This is a genomic window from Pantoea sp. EABMAA-21, assembly GCF_030053335.1.
Lineage (GTDB): Bacteria > Pseudomonadota > Gammaproteobacteria > Enterobacterales > Enterobacteriaceae > Pantoea > Pantoea communis.
This window is the reverse complement of sequence record NZ_JASGBX010000013.1, coordinates 71554-92236: the sequence shown is the minus strand read 5'-3', so window position 1 is coordinate 92236 and position 20683 is coordinate 71554. Positions and strand designations below refer to the sequence as shown.

Below are 20683 nucleotides of genomic sequence, written 5' to 3'. Positions count from 1 at the left end.
GCTAAGACTATAGCGCAAAGCGCTGGTGGAAACGCCAATAGCGTCCTGCTTTTGAGATTAATTCGTCATGCGTGCCCGACTCAATAATCTGTCCCTGGTCCATCACGCAAATACGATCCATTGTTGCCAGGCCGCTGAGGCGATGGGTCACCATGATAACCGTCTTACCCTGACTGACCTGGCGCAACAGCGTCAATATCTGCTGTTCGGTGGTGGCGTCCAGGCCTTCGGTGGGCTCATCAAGCAACCATAGATCGCCGTTGTGCAACAGGGCGCGTGCAATGGCCAGGCGGCGCAGTTCGCCTCCCGACAGCGGGCGGCCACCTTCGCCCATCCATGCGTTGAGCCCTTCATCATGTTCCGCCAAATGGGTGAGTCCAACCTGATGCAGTGCTGCATTCAGTTGTTCATCACTGGCGGCAGGGTGTGCCAGCAGTAAATTATCGCGTAACGTCTGACTAAACAGATGCACGCGCTGCGTGACCACGCTGATACGTTGACGCAGACTTTTTTCGTCCCACTCAGCTAGGGGAATATTATTCAGTCGAATGTCACCCTGCTGCGCCTGCCAGCCACGCGTGATCAGTGCCAGCAAACTGGATTTGCCGCAGCCGGTGGGGCCGAGCAGTGCCAGATGCTCACCGGTTCGCAGTGTCAGCGAGAAGTGCCTGAGTACCGGTTCCGGTCGCTGCGGATAGCTGAAAGTGATTTTTTCCAGCGTCAGGCTGATGCCCGAATCAGAGGGCACGGTCGAGGATGGAAAACGAATCAGAGGCGCTTGCTCAATGATTTCCTGTACGCGTTGCGCCGCACCAGTGACCTGCGAAAGCGGCAAAAAGGCGCCTGCTACCGGTGCCAGCGCTTCAAATGCCGCCAGGCCGCAGAACACGAAAAGTGCGATGAATGCGCCAGGTGCGCTATCGCCGCCCACGCCCGCTGCGGAGATCCACAGCAGCAAGACGACGGTTGATCCACTAGTTAACAATAACAGGCTTTGTGCCAGCGCTTGCAGACGATGCTGACGCTGCTGTGCCTGCTGCCAGCGCATTTCCTCCGCATCCAGTTTTTGACGCCATAAGGCCGCAGCACCATAAATTTGCAATTCAGCCAGTCCGGTTACCCATTGCGTCAGTTGCAAACGCCAACTGGCTTGGTGCTGGGCGATGCGATGCCCGGCTGAGGTGCCTAATCGCCAGAACAGCGGCGGCATGAGCAAAAGCGTCAGCAACATCATCCCGCCCAACAGCAGCGCCAGTGGCACATCCAATATCGCCAGACCGCAAGTGACTACCACTATCACTACCGCCGCGCCGACCAGCGGTGAAATGACGCGCAGATAGAGATGGTCTAACGTATCGACATCACTGACAAAGCGGTTAAGCAGTTCGCCCTGTCTGAAACAGGCCAGTTGTTCGGGGGCCAGTGCGATCAGTTTGCTAAAGGTGAACACACGCAAATGCTGCAACACCCTGAAAGTGGCATCGTGACTGACTAAGCGTTCGAAGTAACGCGACGCAGTGCGAGTGATGGCCGCGCCACGCACCCCTGCTGCGGGCAACATATAGTTGAAACTGTAAAGGCCAGCCACGCCAGCCAGCGATGAGGCGGCAAGGAACCAGCCAGATAGGGTGAGCAAGCCGATACTGGCGAGCAAAGTCGCAATGGCTAACACGATGCCCAGACCTAAACGCCAGGGATGACGACGAAACAGGCGCAGAAACGGCAATAGTGGATTCATCAGACAATCTCCTGTTGGCGATGCTGCACCATGGCACGCAACGGCCCGTCCTGAGCAATCAGTTGTTGCCACTGCCCCTGCTGCACCAGTTTCCCGGATTGCATCACCCAAACTTCATCCCAACTGGCAAGATCGTGAAGTTGGTGGGTGATCATGAGGGTGGTTTGCTGTGTGGCGGCCTGGTTTAATGCGCGCAACACATGCTGTTCACTTTGGCTATCAAGACCTGAAACGGGCTCGTCCAGCAGCAGTAGTTGTGCCGGTTTCAACAGTGCACGCGCAACGGCGACGCGTTGTGCCTGGCCAACAGAAAGGCCCATTCCACCATCGCCAATGGATGTGTCGAGGCCTTGCGGTAAACGGGCGAGAAACTCATCCACGCCCGCCTGTTGCAAAACGCTGCGCAGTGTTGCTTCATCCATGCTGCTGTTGAGAGACAGGTTTTCGCGCAACGTGGTCGCGGGCAAATGGGGATTTTGACCGACCCACGCCAGATGCTGCTGCCAGTTCTCACGGCTGATATTCCGCAGTTCATGCCCATTGACCCGCAGCGATCCTTGATAGGGTAGAAAGCCGAGCAACACGTTCATCAGTGCTGATTTACCTGCTCCACTCTGACCCACCAGCGCCACGCGTTTATTCGCCTTAAGCGTAAAATTCAGCGGCTGTGATAACGCTTCACCTTTGGCTGTCATCACCACCAAATCTTGTGCTTCAAGGCTTAAAGGGGTATCGAAAGCGACTGACAGGCTGGAGGCGGAAGCTGGGATTTCCGGACTTTCGTTAAGAAAACGATCCAGTGCATCGGCGCCCCCCACAGCTTGCGCTTTAGCGTGGTAAAAAGTACCCAGATCGCGCAGCGGCTGGAAAAACTCAGGCGCCAGTATCAGCGCGAGGAATCCAGCAAACAAGGTCACGCCAGTGCCGTAATGACCAAAATTGAGTTCGCCAAGATAGGAGAAGCCGAAATAGACCGCGACCACGGCAATTGCCAGTGAGGCAAAGAATTCCAGCACTGCGGAAGAGAGAAAAGCAAGGCGCAGCACTTCCATGGTGCGCTGACGAAAATCCGTGGTGCTTTCAGCAATCGCCTGCTGTTCAGCGGCAGCCCTGTAGAACAGGCGCAAGGTTTCACGCCCGCGCAGGCGGTCATAAAAATCGCCGCTCAGACGCGCCAGTGCGAGGAAGTTGCGACGGTTTGCATCGGCGGCACCCATGCCGACCATCGCCATGAAAATCGGAATCAGCGGTGCGGTCGCGAGCAGGATCAATCCTGCCGCCCAGTTAATCGGGAAGATGGCTATCAGGATGGCGAAGGGAATAAAAACGGCCAGTGACATCTGTGGCAGATACCGCGCGTAATACTCTTGCATCTCTTCAATTTGCTCAAGCAGCAGCGTTGCCCAGCTTCCCGCTGGTTTGCCCTGAACCCAGGCAGGACCTAAATCATTCAGCTTATCCAGTACCTGCTTGCGCAGAGCGCGACGGATGGCAACGCCAGCACGGTAACCCGCCATTTCTCGTGCATAGTGCAGACCTGCGCGAAGAGCAAAGCACAACAGCAGCAGGATGAAATCAGTCAGCAGGGTACCGCGCGGTTGTTGGGCGACAATAAGATTCTGCAGCAGCGAGGCCAGCAACCAGGCTTGAGCAATAATCACCAGTGCACCGGCAAAACCGAATAGCGATGCGGCACGTAAACTTCGTGCGCCATGAAGACGTTGCTGGCGGAGCCAGCGAAGAAGATGTTGCTGCCGTGATTTTTCCATGCGAAGCCGTTTGATCACTGATGGAGAGAGGCAAAACCGGATAAAGTATCCGGAAATAGTAAGCGCATGAACTTTAGCATGCAGGCAATAAAAAAGGCGACCTAAACAGGTCGCCTCTTTGCAATTATGATCAGCTTATTAACAAGTTACAGATCGGTTTTAACAAGCCCGTCAAGATAGCGTTCTGCATCCAGCGCCGCCATACAGCCGGTGCCGGCAGAGGTGATCGCCTGGCGATAAATATGATCCATCACGTCACCCGCCGCAAACACGCCAGGAATGCTGGTCTGGGTCGCATTGCCCTGCAGACCGGACTGCACTTTGATATAGCCGTTTTCCAGCGCCAGCTGGCCGTCGAAAATGGCAGTATTCGGGCTATGACCAATCGCCACAAACAGCCCGGCAACATCCAGCGTTTCCGGCTCTTCACCTTTGGTGGAAAGCAGTTTCACACCGGTGACACCCATCTGATCGCCGACCACTTCTTCCAGTGTGCGATCAGTGTGCAGTACGATGTTGCCGTTGCGCACTTTATCCATCAGACGATCGATCAGGATTTTTTCCGCACGGAAGCTATCACGACGGTGAATCAAATGGACTTTCGCCGCGATATTTGCCAGGTAAAGGGCCTCTTCCACCGCGGTATTACCGCCACCAATCACCGCGACTTCTTGATTGCGATAAAAGAAACCGTCACAGGTCGCACAGGCGGAAACGCCTTTGCCTTTGAACGCTTCTTCAGAGGGCAGGCCGAGATAACGTGCGGAGGCGCCAGTAGCAATGATCAGCGCGTCAGCGGTGTATTCGCCACTGTCCCCCGTTAAACGGAACGGGCGATTCTGCAAATCTACCGTATGAATATGGTCGAAAATAATTTCGGTGTTGAATTTCTCGGCATGCTCTTGCATACGTTCCATCAACGCCGGGCCTGTCAGATCGTTCGGATCGCCTGGCCAATTCTCCACTTCAGTTGTGGTGGTGAGCTGACCGCCTTTTTCCAGCCCGGTAATCAATACCGGATTCAGGTTAGCGCGGGCGGCATAGACTGCCGCAGTATATCCGGCAGGGCCGGAGCCTAAAATGAGCAGCTTACTGTGTTTGGCCGTACTCATGCGTTCCTCAGTTTTTTGCGACAACATAGTTTTTGATTGTAGGGAAATTAGCGCAGCAAAAAAAGGTTTCAGCAATTTTGATAACAATCGCTGCAAGCGGCGTAGTCGATGAGTGCAAATTCTGCACGTCGATTGCGCCAAAAGGGGGCAATGCTCGGCAAATTCTGGTGCAGCAGCATAAAAATTCTCATTTAAAAACAGCAACCCAGAACTCTATCTGGCATCTTGTACTGAATTTGGATGTTTTACTTTGACAATCGCCTGCTGTTTTGCGAAAACATTACCAGAAGCGGAGAATATTTAGCGGTTCAAAACAGAATTTCATTTCTGTTTTGCACGTTTTTGCCGGATAAACTCAGTCTGACATTGGTAATGACGCATGATGTGGACAGACAACATGCGTCATACGGATGGAAGCGTTACTGCACAGACTTATCGTCTTCACTTCAGTAAGGCCCTGAACAATGAGCGTTTTCAGGGTGTGGCAGGTAAAGGGAAGGAATTAAGAGAGACAATAATAATGGTAGACAATAAGAAACGCCCCGGAAAAGATCTGGATCGTATCGACAGAAACATTCTGAATGAATTGCAAAAAGACGGTCGTATTTCTAATGTTGAGCTTTCAAAACGTGTTGGCTTATCACCTACGCCGTGTCTTGAGCGTGTGCGTCGCCTGGAACGTCAGGGCTTCATTTTGGGTTACACCGCACAACTGAACCCACATTATCTGGATGCTTCACTGCTGGTATTTGTTGAGATTACTCTGAATCGTGGTGCGCCAGATGTGTTTGAACAATTTAACGCCGCTGTGCAAAAACTTGAGGAAACTCAAGAGTGTCACCTCGTTTCCGGTGACTTTGACTACCTGTTGAAAACCCGTGTACCGGACATGTCCGCCTACCGTAAGCTTTTGGGTGAAACCTTGCTGCGCCTGCCGGGCGTTAACGACACCCGTACTTACGTGGTGATGGAAGAGGTCAAACAGAGCAATCGTCTGGTGATCAAAACCCGGTAATGCAGGGCAGGTGCAAAACTTGCAGGAATTCGGTACACTCCTGTGAATTCATACAGGACCAGCGTCGGGCTTGCCCGGCGCTGTTGCCTTCTTAATTTACAGGCACCTGGAGAGTTCTCTTGAGCCAGGAATATACAGAAGATAAAGACGTTTCGTTACAACCGCTGAGCAGTGGACGCAGGCTGCTGGAAGCGTTGCTCATCCTTGTGGCCCTGTTCGCCATCTATTTGATGGTGTCGCTGGTTAGCTTCAACCCTTCCGATCCCAGCTGGTCTCAGACCGCCTGGCATGAACCGATCCATAATTTGGGTGGTAGTGTCGGCGCATGGCTGGCGGATACGCTCTTATTCATTTTCGGCGTGATGGCGTATGCCATACCTCCGGTCATCATTGGTTTGTGCTGGATTACATTCCGTCAGCGCGATCGCCAGGATTACATCGATTACTTTGCGGTGGGCTTACGCCTGATTGGCGTGCTGGCGCTGGTGGTGACCACTTGTGGTCTAGCCGCGCTGAACGTCGATGACATCTGGTACTTTGCTTCGGGCGGTGTGATTGGCAGCCTCGTCAGTAATGCGATGGCACCCTGGTTTAGTTCTGCCGGCGGTACTTTAACGCTGATCTGCGTCTGGGCGGCAGGCATAACCCTGTACACAGGCTGGTCGTGGCTGACGATCGCCGAAAAAATCGGGAGCGTGGTGATGGGCGTGCTGACCTTCGCCAGCAACCGCTCTCGTCATGACGAACCCTGGCAGGAAGAAGATGAGTACGAAGAAGAGGAAGAGCATGCCGAACATGCTGCGCCTCAACTGCGTGCTGCGCAATCGCATGATGACGATGATGACGTTCTACTGGCTAAGCCACGTAAGGTGGCTGAGCCTATCGCCGAACAGCTGCCGGATGATCCTCTGCTAGCCAAAGCCAGTGCCGCGACAGCTGCAGCCATTGCTGTGACCGCCGAAGCAGCACACCAGGCGCCAGTTGTGCCTTCCCCCGTGTTCAATGCACCAGCCGAAGCGGCACCTGTTGTTCATACCCCGGAAGTGCGAGCGGCAGAAGCACCTGTTGCGGTACCGCCTGCGCCTGAACCGGTTATTCAACCAGCACCGCCGCTGTATCGCTTTGAAGTTCCGGGCGAACCTGCACCTTCAGCGTTTTCACCCGTTGATGACGATGAAGGGCCACGCATGGGGAACTGGCAGGATGCCGCTCAATCATCTGCTTCTCTGAACACTGCGGCAGCCGCAGCAGTGGGGGCAGCTGCAGCGAAAACGGCTTCTGCGTATACACCCGCTTTCGATGTGGTGCCGGAGCGCGATTACAACCCGCAGGTGAAGCAGGGTATTGGCCCTGAATTGCCGCGTCCGAACAAAGTTAAACTGCCAACACGTCGTGAACTGGCTTCTTACGGCATTAAGTTGCCGTCACAGCGTATGGCGGAAGACAAAGCGCGAGAAGAAGCCGAACAGCAACTGCCTGAAATGACCGCGACCTATCATGAACCGTTACAGGATCATGAAGAGGATGCCGCGTTGCAGGAAGCCCAACTGCGTGAAGCGTTTGCGTCTCAGCAACAGCAGCGTTATGCAGAGACCGGACAGCATCAAGTCGAAGAAGATGAAGAGGCTTTACATCAGGCGCAGTTGGCTAATCAGTTTGCCGCTCAGCAGCAACAACGCTATCAGCAATCAAAAACCAATGAAGGCCCAGTATTTAACCTTGATACTTCATCAGCCTTTGATTTTTCGCCAATGAAAGATTTGGTCGATGACGGCCCAAGCGAGCCATTGTTTACCATCGCTGCCACGCCTGAGCCGGAAGCGCCTGCGCAATGGCAGCAGCCTGTCGCACGGCAACCTGAAGCGCCTGCGCAGTGGCAGCAGCCTGCCGCACCGCAATCTGAAGCACCTGCGCAGTGGCAACAACCTGCAGCACCCCAGCCGGAAGCCATGCCATCGCTGAATGAGCACAATAGCCCATGGTCATCGCCCGAGACCGAAAGCTATGCTGCGCCAGCAGAAGCGCCTCAACCGGTCGCACCTGCGCAAGATAGCCTGTTCCATCCGTTCCTGGTTCGTCATGAACGTCCGCTGGAAAAGCCTTCTACGCCGCTGCCGACGCTTGATTTGCTGACCTCTCCGCCTTCGGAAGAGGAACCGGTGGATATGTTCGCGCTTGAGCAGACAGCACGTCTGGTTGAAGCGCGTCTGGCCGATTATCGTGTGAAGGCTGAGGTGGTGGGCATCTCGCCTGGCCCGGTTATCACCCGCTTTGAGCTGGATCTTGCTCCTGGCGTGAAAGCCGCGCGTATCTCTAACCTGTCGCGCGATTTGGCCCGTTCGCTCTCTGCCGTCGCGGTGCGTGTGGTGGAAGTGATTCCAGGCAAACCTTACGTCGGCCTGGAATTACCGAACAAACATCGCCAAACCGTGTATCTGCGCGAAGTGCTGGATTGCGACAAGTTCCGTGATAACCCGTCACCGTTGTCAGTGGTGCTGGGTAAAGACATTTCGGGCCAGCCGGTGGTGGCCGATCTGGCGAAGATGCCGCATCTGCTGGTTGCCGGTACGACCGGTTCCGGTAAGTCGGTTGGTGTGAACACCATGATCATCAGCATGCTGTATAAAGCCACACCAGAAGAAGTGCGCTTTATCATGATCGACCCGAAAATGCTGGAGCTCTCCGTCTACGAAGGCATTCCGCATTTGCTGACTGAGGTGGTCACCGACATGAAAGATGCAGCGAACGCGCTGCGCTGGAGTGTGGGTGAGATGGAACGCCGCTATAAACTGATGTCTGCGCTGGGCGTGCGTAATCTTGCCGGTTACAACGAGAAAATTGAGCAGGCTGCTGCCATGGGGCGTCCAATTCCAGACCCGTTCTGGAAGCCGGGTGACAGCATGGACACTACGCCGCCAGTGCTGGAAAAACTGCCGTATATCGTGGTGTTGGTCGATGAATTCGCCGATCTGATGATGGCGGTGGGCAAGAAAGTTGAAGAGTTGATTGCTCGCCTGGCACAGAAAGCGCGTGCGGCGGGTATTCACCTGGTGCTGGCAACCCAGCGTCCGTCGGTGGATGTGATTACCGGCTTGATCAAAGCCAACATCCCAACGCGTATCGCCTTTACGGTGTCCAGTAAAATTGACTCACGTACCATTCTTGATCAAGGCGGCGCGGAATCACTGCTGGGGATGGGTGACATGCTGTACATGCCGCCTAACTCCTCAATGCCGGTGCGTGTCCACGGTGCCTTCGTGCGCGATCAGGAAGTGCATGCGGTGGTGCAGGACTGGAAAGCACGTGGACGTCCGCAATACATCGACAGCATTACCGCGGGTGAAGAGAGCGAGAGCACAGCGGGCGGTCTTGATGGTGATGAAGAGCTTGATCCGCTGTTCGATCAGGCGGTCTCATTTGTGGTCGAGAAACGTCGCGCCTCTATCTCCGGGGTTCAGCGTCAGTTCCGTATTGGTTACAACCGTGCAGCGCGCATCATTGAACAGATGGAAGCGCAGGGTATTGTCTCTGAACCGGGCCATAATGGTAACCGCGAGGTGCTATCACCGCCGCCGCATGAGATGTAATCTAGCGCACGCCATGACTTACTTCTGGGCCAGTTAACACTGGCCCGTTGTTTATCTGCAGAACGATCCCCATATCGTTGGGAGCTTTCGGCTTTTTCTTCTGTCGAACAGACAGAGCGGCAACTACGTTTAATGCAGTAAGTGTCGGGAAACCATGAATAAGGAATCGAATCAGATGAAATTACGCGTTATTGCCTGCGGCCTGCTGGCCGGTTTTGTTTCTTCGTCGGTATTGGCGGATGCGTCGAGCGATTTGCAGCAGCGTCTGAACAAAGTGAACAGCTTCCATGCCAGCTTTAGCCAGAAAGTGACAGATGGCAGCGGTGCAAATGTACAGGATGGTGAAGGTGAGCTGTGGGTTAAACGCCCAAGCTTATTCAACTGGCATATGACCGCGCCAGACGAAAGCGTGATTATCTCCGACGGTAAAAACCTGTGGTTCTATAATCCGTTCGTCGAGCAAGCCAGCGTTAGCCTGCTGCAGAACGCCACCAGCAATACGCCATTCATGCTGATTGCCCGAAATCAGCCAAGCGACTGGCAGCAGTACAACATCAAGCAGCAGGGTGATAATTTCGAACTGACGCCAAAAAGCAGCGATGGCAACCTGAAGCAATTCACCATCAACGTCTCTACATCCGGCACCATCAACAAATTCAGTGCGATTGAGCAAGATGGTCAACACAGTGATTATCAGCTGAAGAGCCAGAAAAACGGTGCGATTAGCCCAGATAAGTTCACCTTTACACCGCCAAAAGGGGTAACGGTGGACGATCAACGTCAGTGAGGTCGCGGTGAGTAACCTGTCCCTGGATTTCGCCTCTTCAAATGAGTTCCAGCCGCTGGCCGCGCGTATGCGGCCAGGCACATTGCAGCAGTATATCGGGCAACAGCATCTGCTGGCGGCGGGTAAACCGCTGCCGCGCGCGATTGAAGCCGGGCATTTGCACTCAATGATTTTGTGGGGGCCGCCAGGAACAGGGAAAACAACACTGGCAGAGATCATTGCGCACTATGGCAAGGCGGATGTCGAGCGAATTTCTGCCGTGACATCCGGCGTGAAAGAGATCCGTGAAGCCATCGAGCGCGCGCGGCAGAATCGTCAACTGGGCCGCCGTACCATCCTGTTTGTGGATGAGGTTCATCGTTTTAATAAAAGCCAGCAGGATGCATTCCTGCCCCATATTGAAGATGGCACCATTACCTTTATCGGTGCGACCACCGAGAATCCATCGTTTGAACTCAACTCGGCACTGCTATCGCGTGCTCGTGTCTATCTGCTGAAATCGCTCACCACGGAAGATATTGAACAGGTGCTCACCCAGGCGATGGAGGATAGTGCGCGGGGTTACGGTAACAGCGACATTCTGCTCCCAGAAAACACCCGGCGCATGATTGCTGAGTTGGTTTACGGCGATGCACGTCGTGCGCTGAATACGCTGGAAATGATGGCGGATATGGCAGAGAGCAACGCGCAAGGTCAGCGTGAGCTGACGCCACAGCTGCTGAATGAAGTCTCGGGAGAAAGGGCGGCGCGTTTTGATAATAAAGGCGATCGTTTCTACGATCTGATTTCGGCGCTGCATAAATCCGTGCGCGGTTCGGCGCCAGATGCCGCTCTCTACTGGTATGCCCGCATCATCACGGCCGGGGGTGATCCGCTGTATGTTGCACGCCGTTTACTGGCGATCGCTTCGGAAGATGTGGGCAACGCCGATCCACGCGGTATGCAGGTGGCTATTTCGGCTTGGGACTGTTTCACTCGCGTCGGGCCTGCAGAAGGTGAGCGCGCCATCGCACAGGCGATCGTCTATCTGGCCTGCGCGCCCAAAAGTAATGCGGTTTACACGGCGTTCAAGGCGGCCATGCGCGACGCACGAGAATTCCCGGATTATGATGTGCCAGAGCACCTGCGCAATGCGCCCACCAAATTAATGAAAGAGATGGGGCTGGGCAAAGAGTATCGTTATGCACATGACGAACCCAATGCTTACGCTGCCGGAGAGGTGTTCTTCCCACCTGAAATGGCGCAAACGCGCTACTATCAACCCACCAATCGGGGGCTTGAAGGGAAAATCGGCGAAAAACTCGCCTGGTTGGCTGAACAGGATCAAAATAGCCCGATAAAACGCTACCGCTGATAAACGCCTTACGGTAAGGTGAGCAAGTATTTCAATGCATTCCAGTGGGATGCATCCCTTCATTCGTTCAACCAACCTTAATTACACAGGATAAGCATGCTCGATCCCAATCTGCTGCGTAATGAGCCAGACGCAGTCGCTGAAAAACTGGCACGCCGAGGATTCAAACTGGATGTGGAAACGCTGCGTTCGCTCGAAGAGCGTCGTAAAGTACTGCAGGTAGAAACTGAAAATCTGCAGGCAGAGCGTAACTCCCGATCCAAATCCATCGGTCAGGCCAAAGCGCGTGGGGAAGACATCGAGCCACTGCGTCAGGAAGTGAACGTGCTAGGCGAACGCCTGGATGCGGCGAAGGTTGAGCTGGATACACTGCAAAACACCATCCGCGATTTTGCCCTCTCGCTGCCTAACCTGCCGGTCGATGAAGTGCCGCTGGGTAAAGACGATAGCGAGAATCAGGAAGTCAGCCGCTGGGGCCAGCCGCGCCAGTTCGATTTCCCGGTAAAAGACCACGTTGAGCTGGGTGAAGCCGTTAAAGGGCTGGATTTTGCCGCTGCAGTGAAACTGACCGGTTCACGTTTCATCGTGATGCAGGGGCAGATCGCTCGCCTGCATCGTGCGCTCAGCCAGTTCATGATTGATCTGCACACTCAACAGCACGGTTATCTGGAAACCTACGTGCCGTATCTGGTCAACCATGAGACGCTGTTTGGTACGGGCCAATTACCTAAGTTTGGTGAAGACTTGTTCCACACCAAGCCTTTGGGTGAAGAAGCGGGCAGCAGCAACTACGCACTGATCCCGACGGCGGAAGTGCCGCTGACCAACCTGGTGCGTGATGAGATCGTGGAAGAAGAAAATCTGCCGATCAAACTCACCGCGCACACGCCGTGCTTCCGCTCTGAAGCAGGTTCTTACGGACGCGACACGCGTGGTCTGATTCGTATGCACCAGTTCGACAAAGTTGAGATGGTGCACATTGTTGCGCCTGAGACTTCAATGGACGCACTGGAAGAGTTGGTTGGTCATGCTGAGAAAGTCCTGCAGTTGCTGAACCTGCCGTACCGTAAGGTGCTGCTGTGTACTGGTGATATGGGCTTTGGTTCCGCCAAAACCTACGATCTGGAAGTGTGGCTGCCGGCGCAGGATACCTATCGTGAGATCTCTTCTTGTTCCAACATGTGGGATTTCCAGGCGCGTCGCATGCAGGCTCGCTGCCGCAGTAAAACCGACAAGAAGCCTCGCCTGGTGCATACGCTGAACGGTTCAGGCCTGGCAGTTGGACGTACATTGGTGGCGGTGCTGGAAAACTACCAGCAGGCTGACGGCCGTATCGAAGTACCAGAAGTGCTGCGTCCCTATATGGGCGGATTGGAAATCATTGGTTAACCCCAGCTTTCTGATAGTCAAACCCGGCAATGCCGGGTTTTTTATTTTCAGGAGCGAGCGATTATTTTTTAGTAAGAATTAATCAGAAATAAACGTCATCGTCAGCAGAGTCTCTCAAAACACTAAAATCCATAAATTCATGAAGATAGCGATGAGTTATGGTGATGATATATCTCCTCTAAGCTGCTGAAGATAAAAATAATAAATTGTTCAGCAGCAAATTGTGCTGTGGTGATTTTTTGCCCGTTGACTTTAAAATAGCGAATGGCAAACTGCGCGCAATTATCTCCATTTCTTTGGTTTTTAATCCCTATGTCTACCTGGTCACGCCCCGTCGTGTTGCTGCTCTGCGGCTTAATGCTCATGACGGTGTCTATTGCTGTGCTTAATACGCTGGTACCGCTTTGGCTTACTCACGATCAACTGCCGACATGGCAGGTGGGTATGGCCAGCTCAGCCTATTACACCGGGAATCTGCTGGGGACATTGCTGGCGGGCTGGTTAATCAACCGCTATGGCTTTAATCGCTGTTTCTATCTGGCCAGCGCCCTGTTTGCCGTCGCAACCATGGGAATGGTGTTGTTAGAAGGCTTCTACAGCTGGACTGCGCTGCGTTTTGTTGCGGGTGTTGGTTGCGCGCTGATCTGGGTGGTGGTGGAGAGTGCGTTGCTGTGCAGCGGTACAGTGCGTAATCGCGGTCAACTGTTGGCTGCCTATATGATCATCTACTATCTCGGCACGGTAGCGGGTCAGTTGCTGGTGAGTCGCGTTTCGACTGAGCTCCTGCAGGTGATCCCATGGGTTACCGCGCTGATCGTCTGTGCCGTGCTGCCGGTGGTCTTCCTGCGTGTTAATGCCAGCTCCGCGACTGAAGAGGCTTCTACCGGTCGCATCTGGACCATGTTGCGCCGTCGCAGCTCACGTCTGGGCATTAACGGCTGCATTATTTCCGGTATTGTATTGGGCTCACTGTATGGACTGATGCCGCTATATCTGTCCCATCGGGGAATGAGTGATGCTAACGTCGGTTACTGGATGGCGTTGCTGGTGAGTTCAGGCATCGTCGGTCAATGGCCAGTGGGACGTCTTGCCGACCGCTTTGGCCGTCTGATGGTGTTGCGCGTTCAGGTGTTTGTGGTCATTTTAGGGGCGATTGCCATGTTGGGCGATACTGCCATGGCGCCTGCGCTGTTTGTGCTGGGGCTGGCTGGCTTCACGCTCTATCCAGTGGCGATGTCATGGGCATGTGAAACCGTTGCGCACCATGAACTGGTTGCGATGAATCAGGCGCTGCTGTTTAGCTACACCATCGGCAGCCTGGTCGGGCCGGGTATGACATCGATGCTGATGCAAAATTACTCTGACCGATTGCTGTTTGTGATGATTGCGGCCGTCGCGTTAGTGTATCTGGTGATGCTGCTGCGTAAGGCCGATCAGCACGCCACGCCAATTGCACATGCATAATATCTGAATGAACAAATGAAAAAAGGGAGCGTTAAGCTCCCTTTTTTGTCAGTACATCACTTCGTGACCATATCCTGTCAGAATACTTTTGACCCGTTCCATGGTCTCTTTACTGGGTGGTTTTACCCCATCCAGCTTGTACTCTTCACCCATGGCAATCCATTTGTGCTTGCCCAGTTCATGGTAGGGTAGCAGCTCAATCTTCTCGACGTTCTCCATATCCTTCGTAAATTCGCCGAGGCGATGGGCAGAGTCATCATCATCGGAATAGCCAGGCACCACGACAAAGCGAATCCAGGTACGTTTGCCTTTCTTCTGCAGATAGCGCGCGAAATCGAGGGTGCGATGATTAGAGACGCCAACCAGAATCTGGTGCACATCATCATTGATTTGTTTTAGGTCGAGCATCACCAGATCGGTGGCATCCAGCAGTTCGTCGATCACTGGATCGTAACGACGTACAAAGCCGTTGGTATCCAGACAAGTATGAATGCCCTCCGCCTTGCAGGCACGGAACCAATCGCGCACAAACTCGGCCTGTAAGATCGCTTCCCCTCCAGATGCTGTCACACCGCCGCCAGAGGCATTCATAAAGTGGCGATACGACAACGCATCTTTCATCAGGTCATCCACCGTGACTTCTTTACCTCCATGCGTGTCCCAGGTATCGCGATTATGGCAGTAGAGGCAGCGCATCAGGCAGCCCTGAAAGAAGGTGATAAAACGGATGCCGGGACCGTCAACGGTGCCGCAGGATTCGAATGAGTGGATACGACCGATGGTTGACATTGCGATGTATTCTCCGGGTTAGCCTTAACAACAGGCGGCACAATCTGTGTTGTGCTCTTGGATTAAAGTCGATTTTGCCAGGCTGCCAGCGAAAGCAAACTGGCAAAACAGACTTGTGGAGAAAAGGCTCCCGCAGGAGCCTTTACATTTCAGGGGAGGATTACAGGGACTGAGTGAACGTACGGGTAATCACATCCTGCTGCTGCTCTTTGGTCAGCGAGTTAAAGCGCACAGCATAACCGGAAACACGAATGGTCAGCTGTGGATATTTCTCCGGATGTTCCATCGCATCCAGCAGCATCTCACGGTTCATGACGTTGACGTTAAGGTGCTGACCGCCCTCGATATTGGCTTCATGGTGGAAGTAACCATCCATCAGGCCCGCAAGGTTGGTTTTACGCACGTTGTCATCTTTACCCAGTGCATTTGGCACGATGGAGAAGGTATAGGAAATACCATCTTTCGCGTAAGCAAACGGCAGTTTGGCAACAGAGGTCAGTGAGGCAACGGCACCTTTCTGATCGCGACCGTGCATAGGGTTAGCACCTGGACCGAATGGCGCACCTGCACGACGACCATCAGGGGTGTTACCGGTTTTCTTACCGTACACCACGTTAGAGGTGATGGTCAGCACCGACTGGGTAGGTACTGCATTACGATAGGTTTGCAGTTTCTGAATTTTCTTCATGAAACGTTCAACCAGGTCACACGCCATATCATCGACGCGTGAATCGTTGTTACCAAACTGCGGATACTCGCCTTCAATCTCGAAATCTACGGCCAGACCATCCGCATCACGCACGGCTTTTACTTTGGCATATTTAATGGCAGACAGGGAATCCGCCGCCACTGACAAGCCTGCGATACCACACGCCATGGTGCGATAGACGTCACGGTCATGCAGCGCCATCAGTGAAGCTTCATAGCTGTACTTATCATGCATGTAATGGATGATATTCAATGAAGTGACATACTGTTTAGCCAGCCAATCCATGAAGTGATCCAGACGTGCCATCACCGTGTCGAAATCCAGAATTTCATCAGTGATTGGCGCTTCTTTCGGGCCAACCTGCATTTTCAGTTTTTCGTCCACGCCACCGTTGATTGCATACAGCAGTGTTTTAGCGAGGTTGGCGCGGGCGCCGAAGAACTGCATCTGTTTGCCGACAATCATTGGGCTCACACAGCAGGCGATCGCGTAGTCATCGTTATCAAAGTCAGGACGCATCAGATCGTCATTCTCATACTGCAATGAAGACGTATCGATAGAGACTTTGGCCGCATATTTCTTAAAGTTAACCGGCAGCTTTTCTGACCACAGAATGGTCATGTTAGGTTCCGGTGATGGGCCCATGGTGTACAAGGTGTTCAGGAAGCGGAAGGTACTTTTGGTGACTAAAGTACGGCCATCGACACCCATACCGGCCAGAGACTCGGTTGCCCAGATTGGGTCACCTGAGAATAGTTCGTCATATTCTGGAGTGCGCAGGAAACGTACCATACGCAGTTTCATCACCAGGTGGTCAATTAACTCCTGCGCGCCTTCTTCAGTCAGTTTGCCCGCTTTAATATCACGGTCGATATAAACATCGAGGAAGGTGGATACGCGACCGAATGACATCGCGGCGCCGTTCTGTGATTTCACCGCGGCCAGATAGCCGAAGTAGGTCCACTGTACAGCCTCTTGCGCTGTGGTAGCGGGCAGAGAAATATCAGAGCCGTATTTGGCAGCCATTTCTTTAATCTGGCCAAGCGCACGGTGTTGCTCGGAGATTTCTTCACGCAGGCGGATGGTGGCTTCAAGATTGACACCATTTTCCATATCGCTTTGCAGTGAATTGAACTGCGCCACTTTATCTTTCATCAGATAATCGATGCCGTACAGCGCCACGCGGCGATAGTCACCGATGATACGACCACGACCATAAGCATCTGGCAGACCGGTTAAGACACCGGATTTACGGCAGCGCAGAATATCAGGGGTATAGACATCGAACACACCCTGGTTATGAGTTTTACGATAGTCGGTAAAGACTTTTTTCAGGGCTGGGTCGAGTTCACGGCCATAAACCTTACAAGAGCCCTCGACCATTTTGATGCCGCCAAACGGTATAATGGCGCGTTTCAGTGGAGCTTCAGTCTGCAGACCTACGATGGTCTCCAGCGATTTATTGATATAACCCGCATCATGTGACGTGATGGTAGAAGCCAGGTCGGTATCGAAATCAACCGGTGCATGGGTGCGGTTCTCAATCTTAATACCTTCCAGCACGCTGTCCCACAGTTTAGTGGTGGCGGGTGTGGCGCCTGCGAGGAAAGATTCGTCACCTTCATAGGGGGTGTAGTTTTTCTGGATAAAGTCACGTACGTTGACACCGTTCTGCCATTCGCCGGCGCTAAATCCTTCCCAGGCTGACGCCATTTTTTCGTTAAGTTCGGACATGATATACCTGCCTTATTTAGGGAGACTCTGACGATGACGTGCCCTTGAGCACGCCCGTATCAATTGCTTAGTGAACCGGCTCATCACCACGAAGATAGATGACCCAGTAGGTCAAACCGACTAACAATCCGCCGCCGATAATGTTGCCGATTGTCACGGGAATAAGGTTGTTAACAATAAAGTCGCCAACGCTGAGAGAGGGGAACTGTGCGGCGCTGGAGACGGCCAGTTGCCAGAATTCCGGGCTGGCGAAGTCGCGAATGACAATGGCCATAGGGATTAAAAACATGTTGGCGATGCTGTGCTCAAATCCGCTGGCAACGAACATCCCGACCGGCAATATCATGGCAAACATTTTGTCAAACAGACTGCGGCCGGAGTAACTCATCCATACGGCCAGGCAAACCATCAGATTAGCCAGTGTGCCGAGGCTAACGGCCTCAATAAACGTGTGATGCATTTTGTGATCGGCGGTTTGCAGGACGTTCAACCCCCACGCACCGTTGGCAACCATATGTTCACCTGCTAACCAAATCAGCGCGACAAAGAACAGCGCACCAAACAGGTTACCGATATAGACATTCAGCCAATGACGACCGAGTTGCATCCAGGTGATGCGCCCGCTGGCTTTCGCCACCACAATCAAAACCGTCGAAGTGAAAAGGTCCGCGCCACATACCACAACCAGCATCAAACCCAGAGAGAAGCAGATACCGCCAATCAGTTTCGCAATACCATAGGGCATCGCGCCACTACCGGTGGTGGCAGTAATGTAGAAAACAAATGCGATAGAAATAAATACGCCAGCAGTGATGGCTAAGAAGAAGGTGGTTAAAGGATGTTTAGTGGCTTTATAGACGCCGGCATCTTCAGCAACTTTCGCCATGGCCGCGGGTAATAATGCATTAAAAGGGTTGTCAGCTTTCACACTAACGCTCTCCTGAAATTGTCTGTAAAGATACTAACAAAGGAGTATAGGTCAGGAATTGATGTGGATCATAAATGGCAGGGAGGTACGGGGTAAGCGAGGCGTTAAGCTAAGGAATTTTCATGTAAAAATTTGAATTATAACAACTAAAAAATTTTTAATTTATGCAAAATAAGTTTAATGGGGGTCTTTGAAATTGACTTAATGTTAATTCAGTTTAATCAATGAAACTGAATTGTTAATTATCAATATTCAATGTTGAGTATGACAATTTGAGGCAAAAAAAATGGCACCGGGATTAATCAGTGCCATTCTCAACGTTAGCAAAAATATCGCGCTAAGCGCCCGTGAATATTACTTTGACCAATAGTTACGTTTTGCTGCCTGCAGTTTTTCGTAGGCGGCCAGCAGGGCCTGATGAGCCGGGAAGGCTTTCAGATCCAGGTCTACCGCTTGCAGGCCGTAGAATGGTGCTTCACCGCTGATCGCTGCAGAAGCGGCATCAACGGCGTTTTCGCCATACATCCGCACAAAGGCACGATGATATTGCAGAGGATCGCGTTCTTCCTCCATGGCGAGCAACAGCAGGGTTTGCAGGCAACGGTAATAGTTGGCGCGTTCAGCGCTGAAGATTGACTGGTTGAACTCCATGGTCCATTCCGTCCAGATCAGAGCCTGATCCAAATCTCCGCCCGCCAATGCCAGCATGGCTTTCAGCTCGCCAATACGAAGGGTGTACCAGCCATTGTCTTTACCTGACGCCAGACCCAGCAGCTCACGGACGCGAGTGAAGTCGTCATGACCTTCTTCATCCAACTGCTCGATGAGGTTCAAATACGCCTCCGGTTCCCACTCACTGGCTGGCAGCGCCAGCAACGTTTCACGCAGCGGCGCGCCCATGCTGTTGTTGGCCAATAACAGGTCTTCTGCCGGATAAATATCTGACATGCCCGGTACGATGATACGGCAGGCGTAAACGCCCAGATGCTCATAATCCGCGATGTAAACCTCTTGATCTTCCGCGCGGAAGATAGCCATCAGCGTATCAAACTCTTCGTGCGTGCTGCCTGAGAAACTCCAGTCGACGAAAGGATAATCCGCATCATCTTTGAACATGTCCCAGGAGATTAAACCACTGGAATCGATAAAGTGGGTTTCCAGGTTGGCGTGTTCAGCCACTTCTTCATCATCAAAGGTCGGTGGGGTGAAGACATCCAGGTCTTTCAGCCCACGGCCCTGGAGCAGTTCAGTAACGGTACGTTCCAATGCCACACCAAAGTCAGGGTGCGCGCCGAATGAAGCAAAGCAAGTGCCGTTGGCCGGGTTAAACAACACTACGCAGATAACCGGGTACTTGCCGCCCAGTGAAGCATCGTAGGAGAAGATCGGGAAACCTTCGGCTTCCAGACGTTCAATCGCCTCAATCACGCCGGGGTAACGCTGCATCACTTCAGCAGGAATTTCTGGCAGGCTAATTGACTCAGCGATAATGCGGTTTTTGATGTGGCGCTCAAAGACTTCAGACAGGCCTTGTACACGCGCTTCATTCGCGGTGTTACCGGCAGACATGCCGTTAGAAACATACAGGTTGCCGATGATGTTCATCGGGATGTACACCGTCTGCTGGTCGGATTGACGAGTAAATGGCAGGCCGCAGATACCACGGTCAACATTACCTGACTGCAGGTCAATCAGATCTGAGGCGCTCAGACTATCTTCTGGATCGTAAAATTTCTGCAGACGCGCATCCAGAATCCCTGCTGGTAAACTGTCATCGTCGGTCAATGGGAACCACTTCTCATTCGGGTAGTGAACGAAATCGCCGTTGGCGATGGACTGACCGAGCCAGAAATCGGCGAAGAAGTAGTTGGTTGAGAGACGCTCAAAATATTCGCCTAACGCCGAAGCCAGTGCCGCTTTCTTACTGGCACCTTTACCATTGGTAAAGCACAGCGGGCAGTCGCGATCGCGGATATGCACAGACCAGACGTGTGGAACCGGGTTCAGCCAGGAGGCTTCTTCAATGTTGAAGCCCAGGTCCTGCAGTTTGTGCTGGAAACGTGCGATGGAGTCTTCCAGTGCGGCGTCTTTTCCTGGAATAAACGTTTGCGTCATGTTGGCGCTCTCTCAAGTCGATGGGGTGGGCGTAAAGCGCGCAATGATACGGGTTTTGCGCCTGCTTCGCTATTCAGTGGTCTAAATTTATCGCGGTATTGTCATGGCTATTTCATCACCTGGCAGCATTCTGATTTTACATCGGGAATCTCCCTCACAAAATTCCGTGGCTTATTGCATTTATGACATAAGC

General features: G+C 53.0%; 14 protein-coding genes. 6 read left to right on the top strand and 8 right to left on the bottom strand.

Annotated elements, in window-relative coordinates; all coding sequences use genetic code 11:
• Positions 1-7: 7 nt before the first annotated feature.
• The 3 genes from cydC to trxB all read right to left on the bottom strand — a co-directional run bounded on the left by cydC (position 8) and on the right by trxB (position 4619).
• Complete coding sequence (gene cydC, locus QMZ65_RS18440) at positions 8-1738, bottom strand: heme ABC transporter ATP-binding protein/permease CydC (protein WP_283216479.1); 1731 nt, start codon at positions 1736-1738, stop codon at positions 8-10.
• Positions 1738-3507: a heme ABC transporter permease/ATP-binding protein CydD gene (gene cydD, locus QMZ65_RS18435; RefSeq protein ID WP_283216478.1), complete on the bottom strand. Its 1770-nt coding sequence runs from the start codon at positions 3505-3507 to the stop codon at positions 1738-1740. The genes cydC and cydD overlap by 1 nt, the downstream gene beginning before the upstream one ends.
• Positions 3508-3653: 146 nt before the next feature.
• Positions 3654-4619, bottom strand: a complete 966-nt coding sequence (gene trxB, locus QMZ65_RS18430; RefSeq protein WP_045834092.1) for a thioredoxin-disulfide reductase — start codon at positions 4617-4619, stop codon at positions 3654-3656.
• A 520-nt stretch (positions 4620-5139) separates the two neighbouring features.
• On the opposite strand from trxB, the gene lrp reads away from it, so the two are divergent.
• The 5 genes from lrp to serS all read left to right on the top strand — a co-directional run bounded on the left by lrp (position 5140) and on the right by serS (position 12751).
• Complete coding sequence (lrp, locus tag QMZ65_RS18425; protein WP_006118610.1) at positions 5140-5634, top strand: leucine-responsive transcriptional regulator Lrp; 495 nt, start codon at positions 5140-5142, stop codon at positions 5632-5634.
• 119 nt (positions 5635-5753) lie between these two features.
• Positions 5754-9221 carry a DNA translocase FtsK 4TM domain-containing protein gene (locus QMZ65_RS18420; protein ID WP_097119332.1) on the top strand — a complete coding sequence of 1156 codons (3468 nt, stop codon included), beginning with the start codon at positions 5754-5756 and terminating at the stop codon, positions 9219-9221.
• Positions 9222-9396: 175 nt separating this feature from the next.
• On the top strand, positions 9397-10008 hold the full coding sequence (gene lolA / locus QMZ65_RS18415) for an outer membrane lipoprotein periplasmic chaperone LolA (RefSeq protein ID WP_097119331.1): 612 nt from the start codon (positions 9397-9399) through the stop codon (positions 10006-10008).
• 7 nt (positions 10009-10015) lie between these two features.
• Entirely contained in the window at positions 10016-11362 is a 1347-nt protein-coding gene (locus tag QMZ65_RS18410) for a replication-associated recombination protein A (protein WP_283216477.1), read from the top strand.
• Between the two features lie 96 nt (positions 11363-11458).
• Entirely contained in the window at positions 11459-12751 is a 1293-nt protein-coding gene (gene serS, locus QMZ65_RS18405) for a serine--tRNA ligase (protein ID WP_058961786.1), read from the top strand.
• A 137-nt stretch (positions 12752-12888) separates the two neighbouring features.
• Here the strand turns inward: serS and QMZ65_RS18400 are convergent, their stop codons facing one another.
• Complete coding sequence (locus QMZ65_RS18400) at positions 12889-13116, bottom strand: hypothetical protein (RefSeq protein WP_176505802.1); 228 nt, start codon at positions 13114-13116, stop codon at positions 12889-12891.
• Here QMZ65_RS18400 and QMZ65_RS18395 point away from each other — a divergent pair.
• Complete coding sequence (locus QMZ65_RS18395) at positions 13064-14215, top strand: MFS transporter (RefSeq protein ID WP_058961785.1); 1152 nt, start codon at positions 13064-13066, stop codon at positions 14213-14215. The two genes, QMZ65_RS18400 and QMZ65_RS18395, sit on opposite strands and share 53 nt — an antisense overlap.
• 48 nt (positions 14216-14263) lie before the next feature.
• Here QMZ65_RS18395 and pflA read toward each other — a convergent pair whose 3' ends face one another.
• From pflA to ycaO, 4 genes are all read right to left on the bottom strand, one after another.
• Positions 14264-15004, bottom strand: coding sequence for a pyruvate formate lyase 1-activating protein (gene pflA, locus QMZ65_RS18390; RefSeq protein WP_097119329.1), 741 nt, complete (start codon positions 15002-15004; stop codon positions 14264-14266).
• A 160-nt stretch (positions 15005-15164) separates the two neighbouring features.
• Positions 15165-17447, bottom strand: coding sequence for a formate C-acetyltransferase (pflB, locus tag QMZ65_RS18385; RefSeq protein WP_097119328.1), 2283 nt, complete (start codon positions 17445-17447; stop codon positions 15165-15167).
• Between the two features lie 67 nt (positions 17448-17514).
• Positions 17515-18375 carry a formate transporter FocA gene (focA, locus tag QMZ65_RS18380; RefSeq protein WP_283216476.1) on the bottom strand — a complete coding sequence of 287 codons (861 nt, stop codon included), beginning with the start codon at positions 18373-18375 and terminating at the stop codon, positions 17515-17517.
• A gap of 354 nt (positions 18376-18729) precedes the next feature.
• The gene (gene ycaO / locus QMZ65_RS18375; RefSeq protein ID WP_097119327.1) at positions 18730-20490 is read right to left on the bottom strand and encodes a 30S ribosomal protein S12 methylthiotransferase accessory factor YcaO; all 1761 of its coding nucleotides are present in this window, start codon (positions 20488-20490) and stop codon (positions 18730-18732) included.
• Between the last annotated feature and the right edge of the window lie 193 nt (positions 20491-20683).